Genomic DNA, 21,049 nt, shown 5'->3' with positions numbered 1-21,049 from the left:
TGTGTGACTCGGCTGGGCCGGGAATTGGAGAATGTGATGAAAGAGGGAATCCACCCCAAGTACTTTAACACCGTGATCCGCTGCGCCTGCGGCAACGAGATCAAGACCCGCTCGACCGTCAAGGACTTGCATGTGGAAATCTGCTCGAACTGCCACCCGTTTTTCACCGGCAAGCAGAAGCTGGTCGACACCGCCGGACGCGTGGAGAAGTTCCTGCGCAAGTATGGCATGACCGCGCCGGCCGCCAAGGGCGCCGACAAGCCCGCCCCGGCCGAATCGTAGCGATTTCACCACGCCCCACCGGGGCATTGCGCGACGGGATGAATGGATCCCGTCGCGTTCGTTTTGTGGTGTGCCGCGTGGCGGCGCAAAAACAGGCCCGCCACGACGGCGACCATCAACTGGGGACAGACGCACCCATAAACCGGAATTACACCGGAATCCGTTATGGCGCCGTCATCATCGATGCTTGAGATTCTCGATTCGCTGCAGAAGCGCTTCGCCGACCTGGAGTCGCAGTTGGCCGATCCGGCCACCGCCGCCAATCCCGCCAAGTTGCGCGACCTGGGACGCGAACATCGTCGTCTCTCGGAAACCGTCACGGTGGGTGAGACCTACCGCCGTGTTCTCCGCGAGATCGAAGGCAACGCCGAGCTGGTCGCCGATGGCGGCGACCCGGAATTGGTCGAGATGGCGCGCGAGGACCTCAAGCGTCTGGAGTCCGAGCGCGCGCAATTGGAAGAACGGTTACGGGACTTGCTGACCCCGCCCGATCCCAACGACAGCAAGGCGGCGATTGTCGAAATCCGTGCCGGCACCGGGGGCGATGAGGCGGCGCTCTTTGCCGCCGACCTGATGCGCATGTATCTGCGCTATGTCGAGCGCAAGGGATGGAAAGTCGAAATGCTCGGCTCCAACGAAACCGGGGTCGGCGGCTTCAAGGAAGTCGCCTTCTCGGTCGAAGGCGAGGAGGCCTATGGCACTCTCAAATTCGAGTCGGGCGTGCATCGGGTACAGCGTGTCCCGGTAACCGAGGCCTCGGGTCGCATTCACACTTCGGCCGCCACCGTGGCGGTCCTCCCCGAAGCCGAAGAGGTCGACATCGACATCCGGCCCGAGGATCTGCGCATCGATGTCTTCCGCTCTTCCGGACCCGGCGGCCAATCGGTCAACACCACCGACTCGGCGGTGCGCATCACCCACATTCCGACCGGCACCGTGGTCCAATGCCAGGATGAAAAGTCGCAGTTGAAAAACAAGAACAAGGCGATGAAGGTCCTGCGCGCCCGCCTGCTGGCCGTGGCGCAGGAGGCGCAGAACGCCAAACTGGCCGCCGAGCGCAAGCAGATGGTCTCCACCGGCGACCGCTCCGCCAAAATCCGCACCTACAATTTCCCGCAGAACCGCGTCACCGACCATCGGATCGGCCTGACCTTACAGTCGTTGGACCGGGTGATCAACGGCGACCTCGAGGAAATCATCGAGGCCCTCAAGGCCGAAGACCGCAAGCAGCGTCTGTCCCAAAGCGGCTCCGCCACCGCGGCCTAATATTCGTTCTGTGCTTTTCCCGTGGTGGGCGAGGCTCCCGCCGAGCCTGCTCTTGTTCGCCGGTCTTCCCGCTCCCACACACGGTTTCCTCCTCTGTGGGAGAAATCCAAAGCCTATCTCGTTAGAGTCATCAAGGCAGGTTCGGCGGGAGCCTCGCCCTCCACGGGACAGAGCGACCCGCACATTTTCGCCCCTTGCCTTCCATTGGCATTGCCCCGACATTGCCATCCAACCGATGGCCACTCCGCGCGACATCGAAAGAGCCGGCGAACGCGTCGCCAACGTCAAGGCGGCGGGGCTCACCTACGCCGACTTCCGCGCGGTGCGTCTGACCACCGAAGATCTCTCACTCATCGACGGCAAGCCCGACAAAATCGACCGCAAGACGTCCTTCGGCTTCGGTGTGCGTGTGCTGGTCGATGGCGCGTGGGGCTTTGCGGCGCTGCCCGGTTGCGATGAGGACCTCGCCCGTCAGGCGCTCGACACGGCCATCGCCATCGCCCGCGCCTCGGCGCGTCTGGCCGCCGCGCCCGTTCAACTGGCGCCGATCACACCGGTCCGGGGGGAGTATCAGACACCGTTTGCCCAGGACCCCTTCGCCGTCCCACTGCCGGATAAGGTCGATTTGATGCGACGGCTGGATGCCGCCTTGCGCCAGACCCCGGGCATCACCGGCACCGAGACATTCATGAGCTTCCGGCGCGAGGAGAAATGGTTCTATTCGACCGAGGGCGCGCTCATCACCCAGACCATTCTCCATTCCGGCGGTGGCATGAGCGCCGCGGCGATGCGCTCGCGCCGCGAGGTCGGCGAGCGGTCGTATCCGACCTCGGGCGGTCAGCACGAATCCGGCGGGTATGAGGTGATCACGGGCATGAACCTCGAGGCCGCCTGCGCTCAGACCGCGCAGGAGGCGGTCGCGTTGCTCGATGCGCCGGTGCTCGGTGAGCAGACCGCCACCCTCATCCTCTCCGGCGATCTGGTCTCTTTGCAGATTCATGAATCGATCGGCCATCCGCTGGAATTGGATCGCGTCTACGGTTCCGAGCGCAACTTCTCCGGCACCAGTTTCGCCACGCCGGAAAAACGCGGTTCATTGCGCTACGCCGCCGAGATCGTCACAGTGCTCTCCGATCCTTCGGCCCCCGGCGGGCTGGGAACATTCGGTTTCGACGATGACGGTGTCCCGGCGGCGGCGAAGCCGCTCATCCAAAACGGCCTCCTCGTCGACTATCTCTCCTCGCGCGAGACCGCGGCGCGTCTGGGAACCGCCTCCACCGGGGCGATGCGCGCCGAATCGTGGATGAACCTCCCGCTGGTGCGCATGACCAATATGAATCTCGCGCCGGGCAGCGGCACACTGGCGGAGATGATCGCCGAGACCGACCGTGGCGTTCTCATCGCCACCCCCGCAAGTTGGTCGATCGATGACCGGCGCGAGAATTTCCAGTTGGGCGGCGAGATCGCCTACGAAATCACCGGCGGCAAACTCGGCGCGATCTACAAAAACCCGGTCTACTCCGGCAGCACCGTCGAGTTCTGGAATTCCTGCGACAAGATCGCCGGCCCCGCGGACTATCGCATCTGGGGCACCCCCAACTGCGGCAAGGGGCAGCCGGGGCAGAACATGCGCACCGGCCAGGGGGCCGCGCCGGCGCGGTTCCGCAACGTCAAGGTGGGGCAGACCGTCTGATGCTGCGCGCGCGTGACCAGGTCTTTGCGCTGCTTGAGGCCGCGCTGGCGCGCTCGCCGGGCGAGGCCACCGAACTGGTCTACCACGAAAACCGCGAGGCCACCACCCGCTTCGCCGAGAACCTCATCCATCAGAACATGGATTCGACCGATGCGCGTGTGATTGTGCGTCTGGTCAAGGATGGCAAAGTCGCCGTCGCCTCCACCAACGATTTGTCCGATGCCGGACTGGCCCAAGTGTTGGACAATGCCGCGCAGATCGCGTCGCTTCTGGAACCCGATGCGTCGTTTCCCGGCCTGGCCGATCCGGCGACGGCGACAGCGGTCCGCGCGTACTTTGAATCCACGGCCAATGACTCCCCCGCGGCCCGTGCCGATGCCATCAGGCAGATCGTTGATTTGGCCAAGCCCCAGGGCATTCAGACCGCCGGGCTCTACCAGGTCGAGACCCAGGCCATCGCGGTTGCCAACTCGAAGGGCGTGCGCCATTGGCATACCGAGACGCGCGCCGAGTTGTCGATATCGGCCTCGGAGGATGCGACCACTGCGCAGGGCTGGTCGATCGGCGCGGCGCGTGATCGGACGCGCCTCGATGCTGCGCAACTGGGGCATGTCGCCATCGACAAGGCGATGCGTTCGCGCAATCCCGAGGCTATCCCCGCCGGCGATTACACCGTGATCCTCGAACCGGCCGCGGTCGGGCAGATGCTGCTGTTCCTCGGATTCCTGGCGTTCTCCGGCAAGTCGTTCGCGCAGGGCAGGGGAGTGCTGTCGGGTAAAATCGGGGAAAAGGTCACCGGCGACAACATCACCATCTACGATGACGCCTTTTTGCCCGAATACCCCGGCGTGCCCTTCGATTTCGAAGGCACACCCAAGCAAAAAGTCGCGTTGATCGAAAACGGCATCGCGCGCGGTGTTGTGCATGATCGTCGCAGCGCCCGCCAGGCCGGCGTCGCATCAACCGGCCATGCCCTGCCTCCCGACAACGCCCGTGGGCCCTATCCCAAAAACCTGGTCATGAGTCCCGGCACCGCCTCACTCGACGAGATGATCGCCTCCACCGCGCGCGGCATTCTCGTGACCCATTTCTGGTACCTGAACTACCTCAATCCGATGAAGGCGCAACTGACCGGCTCCACCCGCGATGGAACCTTCCTGATCGAAAGCGGCAAGATTACCAAGCCGATCCGTAATCTGCGTGCCACGCCGGCGGTGCTCGAGGTCCTGTCACGAGCGGAGATGATTGGCCGTGACCGGGTGGTGTATCCGCAGTACTCAGCAGTCATGTATGTGCCGGCGCTCAAAATCGCCGCATTTCCCTTCGTGGAGGATACCGAATCATGATCCGCCGCGAGTTTCTGCGTCTGACGGCGCTGGTGGCCGCCGGCTTCGCAATCCTGCGCGGTCCGTCTCCGGCCGCCGCTCATGACCGCGCGCATCGCTCCGCTCCGGTTGGTCGGCGCTGGTTGGCCGGTTCGTCGCGCACCGGCTGCGCTCATTGGCCCGGCGCCGAACCCTCACTACAGTAGGTCTCATGGCAACCATTGGCGAATGGCGGATGCGTCTGCGCCAGGAGTTGCAGCCCGTTGCCGGCGAGTTCGCCGCCACCGATGCCGACGCCATCCTCGGCGAAGTGCTCTCCGCCCATCCCACCGAGCTGACATTGCGCTACCGCGAGCCGGTCGAACCGGTCGAGGAGGCGCACCTGACCGCGCTTCTGGTCAAACGGCTTTCCGGCAGTCCGCTGGCGTATGTGCTCGGCCATATCGAATTCTATGGTCTCGATTTTCTCTGCGATGAGCGGGTGCTAATCCCCCGTCCGGAGACCGAGGAGTTGGTCAACGTCGCCCTGCGCGCGTTGCCCCCGCCTGTTTCCGGCGCGCAGCCGCTCGTCCTCGAAGTCGGCACCGGCGCCGGCAACATCGCCGTGGCGCTGGCGCATCAGCGCCCCGATCTGCGTCTGATCGCCACCGATCTGTCCGGGGATGCGTTGGCCGTCGCGCGCGAAAACGCACGCCGGCATGGCGAGGACCGCCGGATTACTTTCATCCAGACCCGTACCCTGGACGGATTCGGCCCCGTCCCGCGCTTCGACCTGATTGTCAGCAACCCGCCGTACATCCCGGCCGATGACCCCGCGGTGCAGCCATCCGTCCACGACTACGAGCCGCACATTGCCCTCTATGCCGGCTCCGACGGCACCGAGATCCTCTCCGAACTGATTACCCAGGCTCACGCGCTGCTCAAGCCGGGCGGCGCGCTGGCCTGTGAGATCGGATTCATGCAGGAGCAGCCGTTGGCCGCGCTGATCGCCCGTGTTCCCCATTGGGAGGCCCCTGTTTTCCACCGCAGCATCGCCGGCTTCGACCGGGTGCTGGAACTGCGCCGCCTGACAACTGGACTTTCCTGAAGGTCCGCCAATATATTCGAGCGCCTCACTCGGAAGGAGTCCGGTTCGCGCATGGAAAGGCAGGCGTTGGGGTTGATCGAGACAGTCGGGCTGGTCGGCGCGATGGAAGCCGCCGACGCCGCCGCCAAAGCTTCGTCGATTGTCGTCATCCGCACCGAACAGACCGATCCGGCGCTGGTCACCATCTATATAGAAGGCGATCTGGCGGCGGTGCAGGCCGCGGTTGAGGCCGGTGTCAATGCCTGTCTGCGGCTTGGCCGGGTCCATGCCCACACGGTCATCCCCCGTCCCCACGACGATCTCGGCGGGCTGATCGATCGTCCCAATCAGAAGTGGCGGGGACGCACCGCGTCGCGCGGCGATGCGCCGAGCACTGCCCCCGAACCATCCCGCCTCGGGCGCGGCACGCCGGACTATGACTCGATGACCGTGGTGGCGCTGCGCAGCCTGGCGCGCCGCCGCGGCGATCTGCCCATCGCCGGGCGTGAAATCGCCCTGGCCGACAAGGACACGCTCCTGCGCCTGTTGCGGCAGGCCGATGCCCGCCGCGCCTAAAGACACGCCGAGTGCCATGAACCGCGCGCCCGAACTCATCCAGCATGCCACCGCCGCCGCGATGGCGTTTCGCGGTTTCGACCAGGCGAAGACCGATGCGATCGTCCGCGCCGTCTACCTCGCCGCCCTCGACCACCGCGTCGATCTGGCGAAACTGGCGCACGAGGAGACCGGCATCGGCAAGTGGGAAGACAAGGTGATCAAGAATGTCATCGCCACCCAGTTGGTTTACGATGACATCAAGAAGCGCAAGACGGTCGGCGTGGTGGGCGATGACCCGCGCCGCGGCATCGTCGATGTCGCGCAGCCGCTTGGTCCGATCCTTGCATTCATCCCCGTCACCAATCCGACCTCCACAACCATCTTCAAGTGCCTGATCGCGCTGAAGACCCGCAATCCGATCATCTTCAGCCCGCCGGGCGGGGGGCGGCGTTGCACCACCGCCGCGGCCGAGATTTGTTACCAGGCCGCCCTGTCCGCCGGCGCCCCGGAGCACTGCATTCAATGGCTGGGCAAGGCCTCCGAAGACACGCTCCAGGAACTGATGGTCAATCGCCGTCTGGCCCTGATCCTCGCCACCGGGACCAACTCCGTGGTCCAGAAGGCCGCCAAATCAGGCACCCCCACTCTCGGGGTCGGGCCGGGCAATGTGCCCGTCTACATCGGACGCACCGCCGATATCCCATTCGCGGTTCGCTGCATTGTCGAGTCCAAGACTTTTGATTACGGCACCATCTGCGCCAGCGAGCAGGCCATCGTGGTCAAGCGGCAGGTCTCCGACGAAGTGATCGCCGAATTCAAGCGGCAGAAGGCCCATTTCCTCTCGCCGGAGGAAATCGAAAAGGTCGGGACAATTGCCTATGATCCCGAGCGCGGGATGATGCGCCCGACCGTGGTCGGCCAGAGCGTGCAGGCGATTGCCCGCAGCGCCGGGATCACCGTTCCCGACGATGCCGTTCTGTTGATCGCCAAATTGGATGGCGTCGGTCCGGAGTATCCGCTGTCGGCCGAAATCCTCGCCCCCATCCTCGCGTTCTACATTGAAGACGATTTCGAGGCGGGCATCTACCGCTGTTCCGAAATCACGCGTTTCGGCGGCACCGGGCACACCGCGGTGATCTACTCCAACACCGACGAGCGGATCGAGTACTTTTCCCGCGCCATCCACGCCGCCCGGATTCTGGTCAACATGCCGGCCGCCCATGGGGCGCTGGGGGGGATCTACAACACCCTGCCCCCGTCGTTCACGCTCAGTTGCGGCGCCGGCGCCAACAACTTCACCACCGACAACATCACCGTCCGCCACCTGCTGAACATCCACCGCGTCACCCGCCGCCGTCCCAATCCGCGCTGGGCCAATTTTGACAGCGCCCGGTTTCTCGATCCCGCGCTCCCGGCGGCCCAGATCGAAGCGGAGTTCAACCGAAACTTCTAGAATTTTGTCGCGATTTGTGGCATGTCTCCGGTGGCAGAAAGATGGACGGCGGAGCAAATCCGCTTGTCCGGCCCGCCGCGCCGGTCATTGATTCGCCCGGGGGCGGACCCAGGTGAATGCCGTCCCTGAGGGTGAGGGAGTCTGCGCGATGAAAGACATTCTGGTCACCGGCGCTCTCGGCCAGATCGGTTCGGAACTGATCGTGGCCTTAAGGCAGCAGTACGGCGATGCCCATGTGATCGCCACCGACATCCGCATGCCCGCCGACGTCACCTTGCGCGACTCCGGGCCGTTCGAATTCCTCGATTGCGTCGACCCTAACCACATCACCCGGGTGATGCAGATCTACAAGATCGACACCATCATCCATCTGGCGTCGCTTTTGTCCGCCGTCGCCGAGACCCGTCCCAATCAGGCCTGGCAGATCAATGTCAACGGCCTCTACAACATGCTTGAGGCAGCGCGTCAGTACAAATGCGCGTTGTTCTTCCCCAGTTCGATCGGCGCCTTCGGACGTTCCAGCCCCAAGTACAAGACGCCGCAGGACACCATCCAGCGGCCGGAGACGATGTACGGCGTGACGAAAGTCACCGGCGAATTGCTCTGCGACTACTATTTCAAGCGCTTCGGGGTCGACACCCGCGGCCTGCGATTCCCCGGCCTTATCTCCTACCTCACCGAGCCCGGCGGCGGCACCACTGACTACGCGGTCAAGATTTTCTATGCCGCCCTCAAGCACCGTCGCTACACCTGCTACCTGCGCAGCGACACGTCGCTGGACATGATGTACATGCCCGATGCCCTGCGCGCGGTGATGGAGCTGATGGAAGCCGACGCCGCGCGGCTCGTGCACCGCAACGCCTTCAACGTGACCGCGATGGCGTTCACCCCGGAGCAGTTGGCCGAAGCCATCCGCCGCCACATCCCCGAATTCGAGATCGACTACTCCATCGACCCGGTCCGCCAGGACATCGCCGACTCCTGGCCCGACATGATCGATGACACCGCCGCCCGCGAGGAATGGGGATGGCGTCCGCAGTTTGACCTGCCCCGCATGGCCGATGAAATGCTGTTGCGCGTCGGGGAGAAACTCCGGGCCCGGGCCGAAATCCCGGCCCTGCCACGGTAGGCGGACGGGACGGTGATCATCGGTTTGGGCATCGATATCGCGGAGGTCGCGCGCTTTGCGCGGCAACTGCCCGGTCTGCCGGGACTGCGGGAGGATCTGTTCACGCCCGTTGAGATCGCCTACTGTGAACCGAAGGCCGACCCCGCATCGCATTACGCCGCCCGGTTCGCCGCCAAGGAAGCCTTCCTCAAAGCCCTTGGCACCGGTTGGCGCGATGGCCTCGCCTTCGGCGACATCGAGGTGGCCGCCGCCGAGTCGGCCGGCCCGACATTGAGCCTTAAGGGAAAGGCCGCCAGCGCCGCCGCGGAGCGGCAAGTGAGCCGCATCCATTTGTCGCTGTCGCACGAGGCCTCGCACGCCGTCGCCATCGTCATTCTGGAAGGATAGAGGAGAGGGGAACGTGTCATTCAATATCGGCTCCTACGCGGAACGCGCCGCCAATTTCGACTGGTCGATCGCCGAGCGGGAACTGGACTATACCCCCGGCGGCACCATCAACATCGGCTGGTATTGCACCGACCGTATCTGCCAGAAGGGGAAAGGGCAGAAGACCGCCCTCATCTGGGAGGATTCATCCGGACGCCAAAAGCGCTACACCTATCATGAATTGCGCCGCGCAAGCAACACCATGGCCGCCCACCTGCGCTCGCTGGGCATCCGCGACGGCGACCGGGTCTGCCTGTTCATGGACCGCATCCCGGAGCTCTACGTCGGTTTCCTGTCGATCCTGAAACTGGGCGCGATCGCCCAACCGCTGTTCTCCGCTTTTGGCGACGAGTCCCTGCTGGTGCGCCTCAGGGACGCCGGCACCCGCGCCATCCTGACCCAGCGCAAGCACGCCCCCAAAGTCCGCAAAATCCTGGCGCAGCTGCCTGAATTGCAGTTCATCGTCATTGTCGATCATGATGGCGTAAAGGCCTTGCAGGAGCGCGAGAGCGCCTTTGCGCTCGAGCAGGCCGTGCCGGTCGAGACCTTTGAATCGTTCCCGACCACCGCCGAATCGCCGTCGGTCCTGCACTATACCTCCGGGACCACCGGCCAGCCCAAGGGCGTCAAGCATGTGCACTATTCGCTCATCGCCCAGTACCTGACCGGCAAGTGGGTGCTCGATCTGCGTGACGACGACATCTACTGGTGCACCGCCGACCCCGGCTGGGTGACCGGCACCTCCTATGGCATCATTGCCCCGTTCGCGCTGGGCGTGACCCAATGCGTGCTCGATCAGGGCTTTTCCGCCGAGGCCTGGTACCGCTTCATCGAAAAGCACCGCATCACCGTGTGGTATTCGGCCCCGACCGCGATCCGTTCGCTGATGAAGGCCGGCGATGAGATCGTGCGCAAATTCGACCTCTCGTCGTTGCGCCACCTCTGCAGCGTCGGCGAGCCGCTCAACGCCGAGGCGGTGGTGTGGTCGCAGCGGGTCTTCGGCAGACCCTTCCACGACACATACTGGCAGACGGAAACCGGCGCGATCATGATCAGCAACTTCCCCGGCATGCCGGTCAAGGCCGGCTCGATGGGCAAGGCGTTCCCCGGCATCACCGCGGCGGTGCTCGATCCCAAGACGTATGAGCCGATTCCGGGACACGGCAAGATCGGTCTCATCGGCTTCAAGCCCGGCTGGCCGTCGATGATGCGCACCTATTGGAACAACGAGGCCACTTATCAGAAGAAGTTCAAAAACGGCTGGTATCTCTCCGGCGACCGCGCCAAACTCGACGAGGAAGGGTACTTCTGGTTCACCGGACGCGACGACGATATCATCAACACCGGCGGCCATCTGGTCAGTCCCTTTGAGGTCGAGTCAGCGCTTCTGGAGCATCCGGCGGTGGCCGAATCGGCGGTCGTGGCCAAGCCCGACCCGATCAATCTCGAGGTGGTCAAGGCCTTCGTGACCCTCAAGCCGGGGTTTTCCCCCGGACCCGATCTGGAGCTGGACATCATGAACTATATTCGCAAGAAGCTCTCGCCGCTGGCCATGCCGCAGGAGATCGAATATGTCGACTCGCTGCCCAAGACACGCAGCGGCAAGATCATGCGCCGTGTCCTCCACGCCCGCGAATGGGGCGAGGAGATCGGCGACACCTCGACGTTGGAAAACGACTAATTACGGAGGCAGTCACGCATGGATGAGATGACCAAAGTCGTGCTCGAGTACGTCAAGAAGGAATACCTCGAGGAAGATGACGACCTCACCCCCGATGCGCCGCTCATTTCCAGCGGCATCGTGGACTCATTCTCGATGGTGTCCCTGAAGCGGTTTTTGGAGAACAAGTACAAGATTTCGATTCCCGATGATCAGGCCACACCCGAGGCCTTCGATTCGGTCAACAAGATCGTCGCACTGGTCAAGCGCTTCACGCAATAGGCGGCGCCGGCGATGCCCTCTGGCCGTTCGGCCCGTTGGGCCGACGGCGTCGGGGTTCCGCGACGGTCCCGCCGTTTGCCACGACGTTGCCCCGTCGTTGCCATCAAGGAGTCTCCCCATGAGTTTCAGCGATCGCGCCCGCGGCATCTACCAGGAGACGCTCAAAGGCATCTCCGATGCCGGGCTGTTCAAGCAGGAACGGTTCATTCATTCCGCGCAGGCGGCGGAGATCGAAGTCGAATTCCCCGCCGGCGCGGCGCCGAAGAGAGTCATCAATATGTGCGCCAATAACTACCTCGGTCTCTCCAGTCACCCCGAGGTTATCAGGGCCGCCCATGAGGGGCTTGACCGGCGCGGCTATGGCATGTCGTCGGTGCGCTTCATCTGCGGCACACAGGACATCCACCGCGAACTGGAGGAGAAGGTCACCGCCTTTCTCGGCACCGAGGCGACCATTCTCTTCCCGTCGTGCATGGACGCCAACGCCGGCGTCTTCGAGGCGATCCTGACCAAAGACGATGTGATGATTTCCGACCGCCTCGTGCATGCCTCGCTCATCGACGGGATCCGTCTGTGCAGCGCCATGCAGGACACCTTCAAGCACGCCAACATGGAGCACCTCGAGGAAAAATTGGCGATGCATCAGGACAAACGGATGCGGATCGTCATCACCGACGGCGTCTTCTCCATGGACGGCGACACTGCCCCGCTGGACCGGATGTCGGCGCTGTGCAAGCAGTACGACGCCATGCTGCTGGTCGATGACTCCCACGCCACCGGCTTCATCGGCAAGACGGGGAGAGGCACTCACGAGAAGTATGGCGTGGTGGGCGAGATCGACATTATCACCACGACCTTCGGCAAGGCGCTCGGCGGCGCCTCCGGCGGCTGTGTTTCCGGACGCCGCGAGCTGGTCGAGATGTGCCGCCAGCGCGCCCGCCCCTACCTCTTTTCCAACACCATTGCCCCGGTGGTCGTCTCCGGAGTCCTGAAGGTGCTGGACATCCTCTCCCGGAGCACCGAGCGGCGTGACAAGCTGGAGCGCAACACCGCCTACTGGCGGCAGGGTCTAACGGAGGCCGGATTTGTTCTGAAAGACGGGGACACGCCGATCGTGCCGGTCATGCTCTTCAACGCCAAGTTGTCACAGGATGTCTCGCGCGATCTGTTCGCCGAGGGGATTTACGCCGTCGGGTTCTTCTTCCCGGTGGTGGCGCAGGGCCAGGCCCGGATCCGCACCCAGATCTCGGCGGGTCATGAGACCCATCATCTTGATAAGGCCCTGGATGCCTTCCGAAAAGTGGGCAAGAAGTACGGCATCCTTGGCAAAACCAAGCAGGAGATCGTCGAGGCCTACGGGGCATAAAGCGGCGCTTGAAAGGCCTCTTTTGACCCCTATATACAAGCTATTGCATTGCAGGGGGTTGATGCAGAGGGACTTGGTTTGGGCTGAAGCGAGGCCGATCGGCGAAGCCACTGCCTTGGCACGGGCTATTTCGTGTCCGGACATGGGATTGGATCAGTCCCATACCCACGAAAAAAACCAGAAAGTGGGTTGACAGATTTTGGGGGTACTTCTATATTGGCTTCGCCGATTGATGTTACCGCATGATAAACGGCACACTTGTTGAAACAGTTTACCACAGTCTTGGGGTAGTAGCGCGAACCAAGTGACAGGCATCGCGTCGGGGCAAGGGCGGAAACCTTTGCACAGCAACCCCGCCGCGACACAGTACCGCAGCCGGTAGAAGGCGACAAAACTCAACAATCAGCCGTGCACACCGCTCCCGCGGGGTGCATCGAATCGTCTACGGGGAGGAGATCCGCAAGTCGTACCAGGTTCTGAGAGGTCACGAACGTCAACTCGTCAGCTCATGGTCAAAACAAGGGTCTTCCCGATGTCTCGCTGTTCCGGCAGTTCGCATTACACGGATCTTCACATTCGCACCGCACCGGCCGCTTCCGCCACGAAATCGGAAGGGAGCGCCCGGGGTGTGTCCGTTCCCGGAGGTCTCACCGTCCGGCCGCGTCGCGGCGCGGGCGAAACGTCTGCTATCAATGGCAACCCAAACGTCAACCAACAGCCCAACCAACCAGTTATCACGGTGAAAGGAGGTGTTGCGGACGAAGAGTCGTTCTTTAAACGCTCACTCCAGTCAACAGTAACCGTGAATGCTTTACAGGTCCATGCAGTACGGAGGTGAGGTTTAAAGGAATTGTCGAATGATTGAGGCACAGCAGCAATCGCTTGGCACGGTAATTAGGGGGACTTTCTATCGTGTGGGTTCCTCGAACGAACGTGTCTCTCGTTGAGGAATTCGAATCAGCAACAGTGAGAACTAAGGAGCAAAACACAATGAAGCGTTTTGCAAAGACCATTAGCCTGGCAGCGTGTTTGGTCTTCCTGTGCGGCGCGGCGGCGATGGCGGCTGACTTGGTCACCGTCGAATCGAAGTCCGTCGCTCCGGGCGCTACTGGCGTTACACTGGGTGTGTACATCTCCAACGATCAGGCGGCCGTCGGCTTCGTGATGCCGTTGGAATTCCGTACGCAGACCGGTGGTGCTTACATCGTGGGATCGTTCACCCGTGGCGCGACCGCTGGTGGCCGTCTGAACAACAGCCCGCTGGGCTCGGCCAACCCGCAGGGACCGCCGGCGAATATCACCCAGAACCGCTATGCCGTTCCGGGTGGCACCGCCTGCTCGGGTCCGACCTCCAACACCTATCAGACCCCGGCTGCGAACATCGACTTCGTCAGCCCCGACGCGATTCTGCACGCCACCGTTTCGACCGGTGACGAGAACGTCGGTGACGACATCGACCTCGATCCGGGTTCTGACCCGTCCGGCAATCCGTCCTATTCGTTCACCTTCAACGTGCTGCCGAATCTGGGCACGTTCATCGTTGACACCTGCTGCGTGCGTCCGGCCAACCACCTGTCGTATGTGGACCGGAACACCAACCTGGTGGCAATGAATTTCGTCGCCGGTATCGTCACCGTTGAGGTTCCGCCGAACTTCTGCCCGAACGCGACCATCGACAATCCGGTCGTGAACGCGTCAGTCGGCTCGCCGGCTTCGAACGATGCCGATGCGACGGATGCCGACGGCTCGCCGAATCCCGGCGATCCGATCCAATTCTATCTGCTCTCCGGCCCTGGCTCGGTCGATCCCAGCACCGGCGCCTGGTCGTACACCCCCACGTGCAACGACATCCCCTCGTTCCAGGTCAGTATCTACGCCTCGGATCGTGGACCGTCCGGTTGCCAGTCGGGTGGTTCGGTCGTCAGCTTCACAGTGAATGTCAGCCCGGCCCCGTTGCAGATTGCCTGCAACAATGTCTCCGTGCACTGGGGCGCCCTGGCCTCCATGACCCCGACCGTCTCCGGTGGCTGCCCGCCGTACTCGCTGGCTCTGATCAGCGGTCCGGGCGCGCTGAACGCGGGCGCGTGGGAATGGCAGACTGCCTGCAGCGATGTGGGCACGCAGCCGGTGACCATTCGCGCGACCGATGCCAATCAGAGCACGATCGAATGCACCTTCAACGCCAGCGTGACCAACCAGGTTCCGACCTGCACGGCCATCGATCCGACGCTCGCCCCGCAGGGCGTGCCGACCGTGATCGATCTGGGCGATCTGTCTCAGGCTGATGGCGATGGTTTGGTGTACACCTACGTCGGCGGGCTGCCCGGCGCTTGGAACCCGGTGATTGCCGGCGACCAGTTCTCCGCGACCCGTCCGGCCGGCGATGGCGCCTCCTATACGGTGGACTACACGGTCTCCGATGGCTGCGTGACCGTCGACTGCTCGTTTGACCTGATCTTCGAGAATCCGTGCGTGGCGATCGTGAAGCAGGGTACGGATTCGGGCTACGCGTGCTGGCTCAACGGCGAGCATGCGACGGTGTGCGTCGTGGCCGAGCCCGGCGCGCTCCCCGGCGACGCGGGCGGTTATGACCTCCTGATCTGCTACGATCAGAGCGGTCTGTCCTTCCTGGGCGCCACCGGTGGTCCGCAAGGTTGGGAGTACTTCACCTATCGTACCGGCCAATTCGGCGGAAACTGCTCGGGCGGTTGCCCGGATGGCTATGTCCGTCTGGTCTCCATCGCCGAGATGAACAATGGCGTCGAGATCGATCCGTCCTACTTCAACCTGGACGGCGAGACCCTCGCCTGCCTGACGTTCAACGTCACGTCCGACCGCAACTTCATCAACAGCTGCCTGCACGTTGGCTTCTGCTCGTTTGATTGCGGCGACAACAGCTTCTCCGACAAGTCCGGTAACACCCTCTGGGTGCCGCGTGATGGCGTCGTCCTGGGGCCGTACTACGATTGCGATGGCAATGCGAAGCCGGGTTATGTGATCGAACCCGAAGTGTCCTACTGCGGCGGCGCGATTTGCGTCTGCGAGCCGCCGGACGACCGCGGCGATCTGAACCTGAACGGTATTGCCAACGAGATCGGCGACGCGGTTCTGTACACGAACTACTTCATCTATGGTTCCGGCGTGTGGAATCCGGTGTGGGCTCAGAGCCAGATTCTCGCTTCGGACATCAACGATGACGGTATCGTGCTGACCGTGGCCGACCTGATTTACCTCATCCGCATCATCACCGGCGACGAAGCGCCGTTCCCGCCCGGAACGAACACTGGTTCGCCGAAGCTGTCCCCGTATGCCAACTCGGTTGATGTGACCACCGATGTCGCCAACGGCGCCGTCACGGTCCGCACCAACTCGTCGGTTGACATCGGCGCGGCCCTGTTGGTCTTCCGCTACAACGGCTCGGTTGGCGCGCCCGTGCTCGCCAACAACTCCGGTCTGACCGTGCGCTCGAACGCCGCCAATGGCGAGCTCCGCGTGCTGGTCTCCCAGACCGTTGAAGCCGCTGCCACGCGCCTGACCGCCGGCGCCAACAGCCTCGTCACCATCCCGGTCGACGGTTCGATCGAGCTGGTCGAGACGCAGTTCTCCGATTACAACGGCGCTCTGTTGTCGGTCAACGCCGCCTCCGCGGTGGTCCCGACCTCCTATGCGCTCGAGCAGAACTATCCGAACCCCTTCAACGCGGGCACGGTGATTCCGTTCACGCTAACCAAGGAGTCGGAGTTCTCGCTGACCATCTACAACGTCGCGGGCCAGGTCGTCCGTACCTTCTCGGGTATGGGCCATGTTGGCACCAACAACGTTGAGTGGAACGGCCTGACGGCCGACGGTACTTCCGCCGCCACCGGTATGTACTTCTACCGTGTGACCACGCCGGAATTCACCGCCACCAAGAAGATGGTGCTGATCAAGTAATCGGCGCAGTCCCCGTCGGGGGAGGGTGCAAGCCCTCCCCCGATGGATTTCGAAGACAATGACCGCAAATGGGTTAACCGGTTAAACAGGAGGTAAAACACCACTCTCGCGAATGATCTTGGATGTTGTTTGCGACCAGTCACAAAGGAGATTCGATCGTGTGTGCACCCGGCCCTCAATCCGTCAGCCCGACGGCGCGTACAGGCCGGGATTTTTTGTTGTCATCAATTGGTCAAAAGCACAGTGCGACAGCAGATTATCGGGGAAAAAACGCGAAGAATTGCTATATTGTCCACACTGTCAGGGCCGTCTGTTTACCCGCGCCATACGGTCCTCAGAAGTCGCCGAAACAGGCCCTGACAAGTCCAAAATTACGGCATCGCATGGCTTGGAATTCTTGTGAACGACTCGCATGCGTCGGAGACATGTAGGTCCCGGCGCGGGCATCAGTGGCCACTTCCGGAAAGGTGGATTAAGACAGCGGCGCACGTCGGTTCAAATGGATCTTGGCCTGCTCTAGTACCTGCCGCCAAACGTATCGCTCCTACCGCGACCGGTTCGCACCGCCGCCCACACGCCCATCGGGCACTGGGTTTGCGATTTGAACCACACGAGTTCGGGATCCGCTCTCACCGCCAGTGAGGGATGGCTCCCACAGTTGATTCAAAAGGCGTTGTCCGCCATGACGCGTTCCCGCCCGGGATCAGCACGCCCGGCGGTCGCCTCAGACGGCGCGCGCAAACCCGGAAGCATCGGCGGTGGCGCCGGAAACGGAAACTATGCAGACGCTTGCACACAGAATCGGTGACGGGCTGGCCTGGATGGCGCGTTGCGCTCGGACGCAGGCGGAAGCCGCGGGGGTCGATACTCAAGTAGCATCCCGAATGGGGGTCGCAGCTATGACACGGACAATTGCAACGGTTCATTCGATCGTTGGCGGGCGCGGAGCAACCGTTGTCGCGGTGGCGCTCGTCCTGCTGGCGTTTGCGGCCCCGGCCGCCCAGGCGCAGACCCCGTCCACGCTGGACACCATTCGCGCCATCAGCGTCACCGGCGTTCGGCCCGGCGACACCTTCAACGTCGACTTCTATCTGCGCAACGTCGACACGCTCGGCGCGTTTAACTTCCGTGTCACGTTCAACACGTCGCTTATCGAGCCCCTGACCGACACTTCGATCTCGGGTTTGGACACGACGATCAACATCGAAGTCTCATCACTTCGCACCCATTCGTTCGAAACATTCTCGGCCGGCCGTCCCGAGAGCGACGTGATGACGTTTATCGCGGTGGACTTCGATCTTTTCCCCGTGTCGACGCTCTATCTCCCGCAGGCGGGATCGATGGTGCGGTCGAAATGGCATGTGAAACCGTCCGCCACGGCCGGCACGACCATCATCCAGTTCGAGAACGATCCGTCGTTTCCGTCCTCGTTCAACACGATGACCGACTACCGGGCGCGCATCTTTAAGGCGCCCACGCTGGTGAACGGGAGTGTGACGATCACCACCGATACGCCGCCACCCCAGGGGGCGCCGGTGGTTCAGCAGCCGGCCTCGCCGGTCAGCGTCGGACAGGGGGATCTTCTCACCTTCACGGTTACGGCGACCGACCCGGACGGCGATTCTCTCAGTCTGCTGGCCTTCAACCTGCCCAGCGGCGCCACCTTTACCCCAAACAACCCGGTGCGGGGCAAAGCGCTGGTCACCGGGACGTTCCGTTGGACGCCGAGCTTCAGCCAGTCCGGCTCCTTCGTCGTCAGTTTCCAGGCGACCGACAGCGCCGGACTGCAAAGCACGCCGCGCAATGTGACGATCAATGTCTCCGAAGTGCCGCGCGACCAGTTGTTCACCACTTCGACCCCGTCTCTGGATCCACAGGGCGGTGTGCCGGGAACCGTCGGCGTGGTGATCCCCATCAACTTCGTGACCATTCAATCGGTCTACGGCGTGCAGTTTGACTTCGTCTACGACCCGGCATCGTTTACGCCGACCCAACTGCAGGCGACCGACCGTCTGAATGGCTTTTCGATCTATGACAACCTCGGCCAGGTGCCGGGGCGACTGCGGGTGGTGGCCTTTTCTCTGGTAACGGACCCTGTTCCGTCGGGTAACAGCAGCGTCCTGTTCAACGTCATTGGCAATATTCCCGGTGACGCCGTCCCCGGCGCCTACGACATCACGTTCGAAAACGCCTTCGAGTCGGTCAATCCCGACCCGAATGTCTCATCGATTGAACTGGCGACCGAAAACGGCAAGGTGTTCGTCGACTTCTACGGTGACGTCAACGTCGATGGCCGTGTCGATGTCGCCGACGCCGTCAGCGTGGTCGGCTACATCCTCGGCGATTTCACCCTCACGATGCGGCAGTTTGTCGCCGCCGACGTGATCCAGGATGCCTTGGTCGACGTCTTCGATCTGGTCGAGATCATCAACATCATCTACGGCACCGCGACCTACAACAATCTGGCCTCCGGTCTCCCGGCGATTGTCAGTCTGACGTATGACCCTCACGACGGTCCCAACGGATCGTACCGCCTCTCGGCCGATCTGCCCAGCGATGTCGCCGGGGCGCAGTTCGACATCAAGTATGACCGCAAGACCATGTCGCTGGGGTCGCCCGAACGGATCGGCTCGGCCGCGGGGGTCAATCTCTACTACCGCAGCGCCGGCAACGGCAGCGTGCGCGCGGTGCTCCTGCGCAACCCGTTCCAGGAAGGCTCGCTGATCCGGTCTGGGAACGGCGACCTGCTGCGCATCCCGGTGGTGGCCATGTCGAATGGCGCCGTGCCGAACGCGCGCATCGACGAGGCCAAACTGGCCGATCCTGAAGCCAACAAGATCGAAGTGGCCGGCATCGGTCCGCTGCCTCGCTCGTTTGCGCTGGAGCAGAACTACCCGAACCCGTTCAACGCCGCGACCGTCATCACCTTCTCGATCGACGCCGCCGGCGCAGTGGACAGCCGCCTGGAGATCTTCAACGTGCTCGGCCAGAAGGTCAAGACCCTGCACCGCGGCGAGTTGCCGGGACAGGGAAGTTACTCCTTCACGTGGGACGGCACCGATGAGGACGGTCTCTCGGTGGCCAGCGGGGTCTATTTCTACCGCCTCTCGCTGGGCGACAAAGACGAAACCCGGAAGATGGTGTTGTTGAAGTAACGGTTTGACGCCTTGGCGCCTCGGGCACGACATGAGACACGACACAATGACTCAGACGATGCGACATCGGCCCTCACCGCGTCTTGCGATCGTGACGCTGTGGGCGTTGCTGGCGCTTGTTGGGGGCGTCGCGGTCGACGTGCATGCGGCTGTCATCGACACGGTGCGCACCGGCGAAGTGACGTTCACCGGCACCACGCAGGATGTCACGCTCTCGCCGGCCCTGGCCGATCTGACCAAGTCGATCCTGTTTTTCAACGTCCGGCACAACAGCAACTCGCCCCAGCAGGGCCTGGTGCGCGGCTCGATGATCGACGCGTCCACGCTGCGGTTTGCCAAGACCAGTGCCGGGACATCGGTCACCGTCCGCTGGTACGCAGTTGAGTTCTCGGCGGGTGTGAGCGTCCAACGCGGGACCACCGCCCAGGCCGCGACGGTCACCAACGCCGCCATCAGCCCGGTGACGCTCTCTGGAACGTTTGTGCTGATTTCGCGCCAGCAGTCCAGCAACAACTACAGCAACGACGAATTCCTGCGGACGCAATTGACCTCCGCCAGCAACCTCGAGATGGCGCTCAATTCCGGCAGCGGCGGCACCAACGACTGGCAGGTGGTCTCGATGCCGGGCGCGGTGGTGCAGCGCGGGACCCTGACGCTGGCATCCGGCTCCACGTCGACCACGCAGGCCATCAGCGCGGTGGACACCACCCGCTCGTTTGTGCTATACAGTTACAATGCGCCCAATGGCACGCAGTCGAACATCGGGCAAAAGATGGTGCAGGCGTGGCTGTCCTCGCCGACGCAGGTCACCTTCCAGCGCAACAACACCGGCGTTGCCTTGAGCATCGCCTGGGAAGTGGTCCAATTGCCCGCCGGCGATCATGTCCAGGAGCAATTGCACTCGTTCGCCAGCGGCGCCGGCCAGCAGGATGCGGCGATCAACACCATCGATGCCACCCGTGCCGTCTCCTTCTCCGGCAGCCAGGCGATCGGCGGACTGAGCTGGGGACGCACCGCCTATGCCGCCGATGACAATCCCGGCATCGCATCGTTCACCTTCGGCTTCGTCGACAACTCGACGTTGCGAATGCAGCGTAGCGGCAGCGCGGCGACGGCCGATGTGACCTCGTTCGTCGTCGAATTCGCCGCCCCCAACGCCGCGCCGACTCTCAGCGCGATCGGGCCGCAGAGCGTCAATGAAGGCGCCACACTCAATTTGCCGGTTTCGGCCACTGACCCCGAAGCGACCACACCGATCCTCACCGCCGAGAATCTGCCGCTGAACGCGTCGTTTACCGACAATGCCAACGGCATCGGCGCGCTCGTGTTCAACCCGGACTACACGCAGGCGGGTGTCTACAACGTGACCTTCATCGCCTCCGACGGCGCATTGGCCGATTCGGAAGTGGTCGCGATCACGGTCAACAACGTCAATCAGGCGCCGGTCCTGGCCGC

General features: G+C 63.0%; 15 protein-coding genes. All 15 read left to right on the top strand.

Annotation, left to right across the window (positions count from 1 at the left end; all coding sequences use genetic code 11):
* The first annotated feature begins 36 nt into the window (after positions 1-36).
* Complete coding sequence (rpmE, locus tag VNN55_06110) at positions 37-282, top strand: 50S ribosomal protein L31 (GenBank protein ID HWO57122.1); 246 nt, start codon at positions 37-39, stop codon at positions 280-282.
* A gap of 183 nt (positions 283-465) precedes the next feature.
* A complete protein-coding gene (prfA, locus tag VNN55_06105; GenBank protein ID HWO57121.1) occupies positions 466-1,548 on the top strand; it encodes a peptide chain release factor 1 in 1,083 nt (360 codons plus the stop codon).
* Positions 1,549-1,783: 235 nt separating this feature from the next.
* On the top strand, positions 1,784-3,241 hold the full coding sequence (locus VNN55_06100; protein HWO57120.1) for a TldD/PmbA family protein: 1,458 nt from the start codon (positions 1,784-1,786) through the stop codon (positions 3,239-3,241).
* Positions 3,241-4,587: a TldD/PmbA family protein gene (locus VNN55_06095; GenBank protein ID HWO57119.1), complete on the top strand. Its 1,347-nt coding sequence runs from the start codon at positions 3,241-3,243 to the stop codon at positions 4,585-4,587. Before VNN55_06100 ends, VNN55_06095 begins: the two co-directional genes overlap by 1 nt.
* Positions 4,588-4,777: 190 nt before the next feature.
* A complete protein-coding gene (prmC, locus tag VNN55_06090) occupies positions 4,778-5,653 on the top strand; it encodes a peptide chain release factor N(5)-glutamine methyltransferase (protein HWO57118.1) in 876 nt (291 codons plus the stop codon).
* A gap of 51 nt (positions 5,654-5,704) precedes the next feature.
* Positions 5,705-6,208 (top strand): BMC domain-containing protein, encoded by a 504-nt coding sequence (locus VNN55_06085; protein HWO57117.1) that lies wholly within the window; start codon positions 5,705-5,707, stop codon positions 6,206-6,208.
* 16 nt (positions 6,209-6,224) lie between these two features.
* Positions 6,225-7,643 carry an aldehyde dehydrogenase family protein gene (locus VNN55_06080; protein ID HWO57116.1) on the top strand — a complete coding sequence of 473 codons (1,419 nt, stop codon included), beginning with the start codon at positions 6,225-6,227 and terminating at the stop codon, positions 7,641-7,643.
* 148 nt (positions 7,644-7,791) lie between these two features.
* On the top strand, positions 7,792-8,772 hold the full coding sequence (locus tag VNN55_06075) for an L-threonine 3-dehydrogenase (GenBank protein ID HWO57115.1): 981 nt from the start codon (positions 7,792-7,794) through the stop codon (positions 8,770-8,772).
* Between the two features lie 12 nt (positions 8,773-8,784).
* Positions 8,785-9,159, top strand: coding sequence for a holo-ACP synthase (locus VNN55_06070; protein ID HWO57114.1), 375 nt, complete (start codon positions 8,785-8,787; stop codon positions 9,157-9,159).
* 13 nt (positions 9,160-9,172) lie between these two features.
* Positions 9,173-10,879, top strand: coding sequence for an acetate--CoA ligase (gene acsA / locus VNN55_06065; GenBank protein HWO57113.1), 1,707 nt, complete (start codon positions 9,173-9,175; stop codon positions 10,877-10,879).
* An 18-nt stretch (positions 10,880-10,897) separates the two neighbouring features.
* Complete coding sequence (locus tag VNN55_06060; GenBank protein ID HWO57112.1) at positions 10,898-11,140, top strand: acyl carrier protein; 243 nt, start codon at positions 10,898-10,900, stop codon at positions 11,138-11,140.
* 118 nt (positions 11,141-11,258) lie between these two features.
* On the top strand, positions 11,259-12,506 hold the full coding sequence (gene kbl / locus VNN55_06055) for a glycine C-acetyltransferase (GenBank protein HWO57111.1): 1,248 nt from the start codon (positions 11,259-11,261) through the stop codon (positions 12,504-12,506).
* Between the two features lie 990 nt (positions 12,507-13,496).
* Complete coding sequence (locus VNN55_06050; GenBank protein ID HWO57110.1) at positions 13,497-16,439, top strand: T9SS type A sorting domain-containing protein; 2,943 nt, start codon at positions 13,497-13,499, stop codon at positions 16,437-16,439.
* 899 nt (positions 16,440-17,338) lie between these two features.
* Positions 17,339-19,594, top strand: coding sequence for a FlgD immunoglobulin-like domain containing protein (locus VNN55_06045; GenBank protein HWO57109.1), 2,256 nt, complete (start codon positions 17,339-17,341; stop codon positions 19,592-19,594).
* Between the two features lie 58 nt (positions 19,595-19,652).
* Positions 19,653-21,049: hypothetical protein (locus VNN55_06040; protein HWO57108.1), on the top strand; the 1,397-nt coding region annotated here is incomplete at its 3' end.

Source organism: bacterium, from assembly GCA_035559435.1.
Classification (GTDB): domain Bacteria; phylum Zixibacteria; class MSB-5A5; order WJJR01; family WJJR01; genus JACQFV01.
Note: the sequence above shows the minus strand (reverse complement) of the source record. Positions and strands in the feature narration are given on the sequence as shown.

Coding starts and splice junctions, on each gene's coding strand:
- rpmE (HWO57122.1), top strand. CDS start 37: ATGAAAGAGGGAATCCACCCCAAGTACTTTAACACCGTGATCCGCTGC.
- prfA (HWO57121.1), top strand. CDS start 466: ATGCTTGAGATTCTCGATTCGCTGCAGAAGCGCTTCGCCGACCTGGAG.
- VNN55_06100 (HWO57120.1), top strand. CDS start 1,784: ATGGCCACTCCGCGCGACATCGAAAGAGCCGGCGAACGCGTCGCCAAC.
- VNN55_06095 (HWO57119.1), top strand. CDS start 3,241: ATGCTGCGCGCGCGTGACCAGGTCTTTGCGCTGCTTGAGGCCGCGCTG.
- prmC (HWO57118.1), top strand. CDS start 4,778: ATGGCAACCATTGGCGAATGGCGGATGCGTCTGCGCCAGGAGTTGCAG.
- VNN55_06085 (HWO57117.1), top strand. CDS start 5,705: ATGGAAAGGCAGGCGTTGGGGTTGATCGAGACAGTCGGGCTGGTCGGC.
- VNN55_06080 (HWO57116.1), top strand. CDS start 6,225: ATGAACCGCGCGCCCGAACTCATCCAGCATGCCACCGCCGCCGCGATG.
- VNN55_06075 (HWO57115.1), top strand. CDS start 7,792: ATGAAAGACATTCTGGTCACCGGCGCTCTCGGCCAGATCGGTTCGGAA.
- VNN55_06060 (HWO57112.1), top strand. CDS start 10,898: ATGGATGAGATGACCAAAGTCGTGCTCGAGTACGTCAAGAAGGAATAC.
- kbl (HWO57111.1), top strand. CDS start 11,259: ATGAGTTTCAGCGATCGCGCCCGCGGCATCTACCAGGAGACGCTCAAA.
- VNN55_06050 (HWO57110.1), top strand. CDS start 13,497: ATGAAGCGTTTTGCAAAGACCATTAGCCTGGCAGCGTGTTTGGTCTTC.
- VNN55_06045 (HWO57109.1), top strand. CDS start 17,339: ATGACACGGACAATTGCAACGGTTCATTCGATCGTTGGCGGGCGCGGA.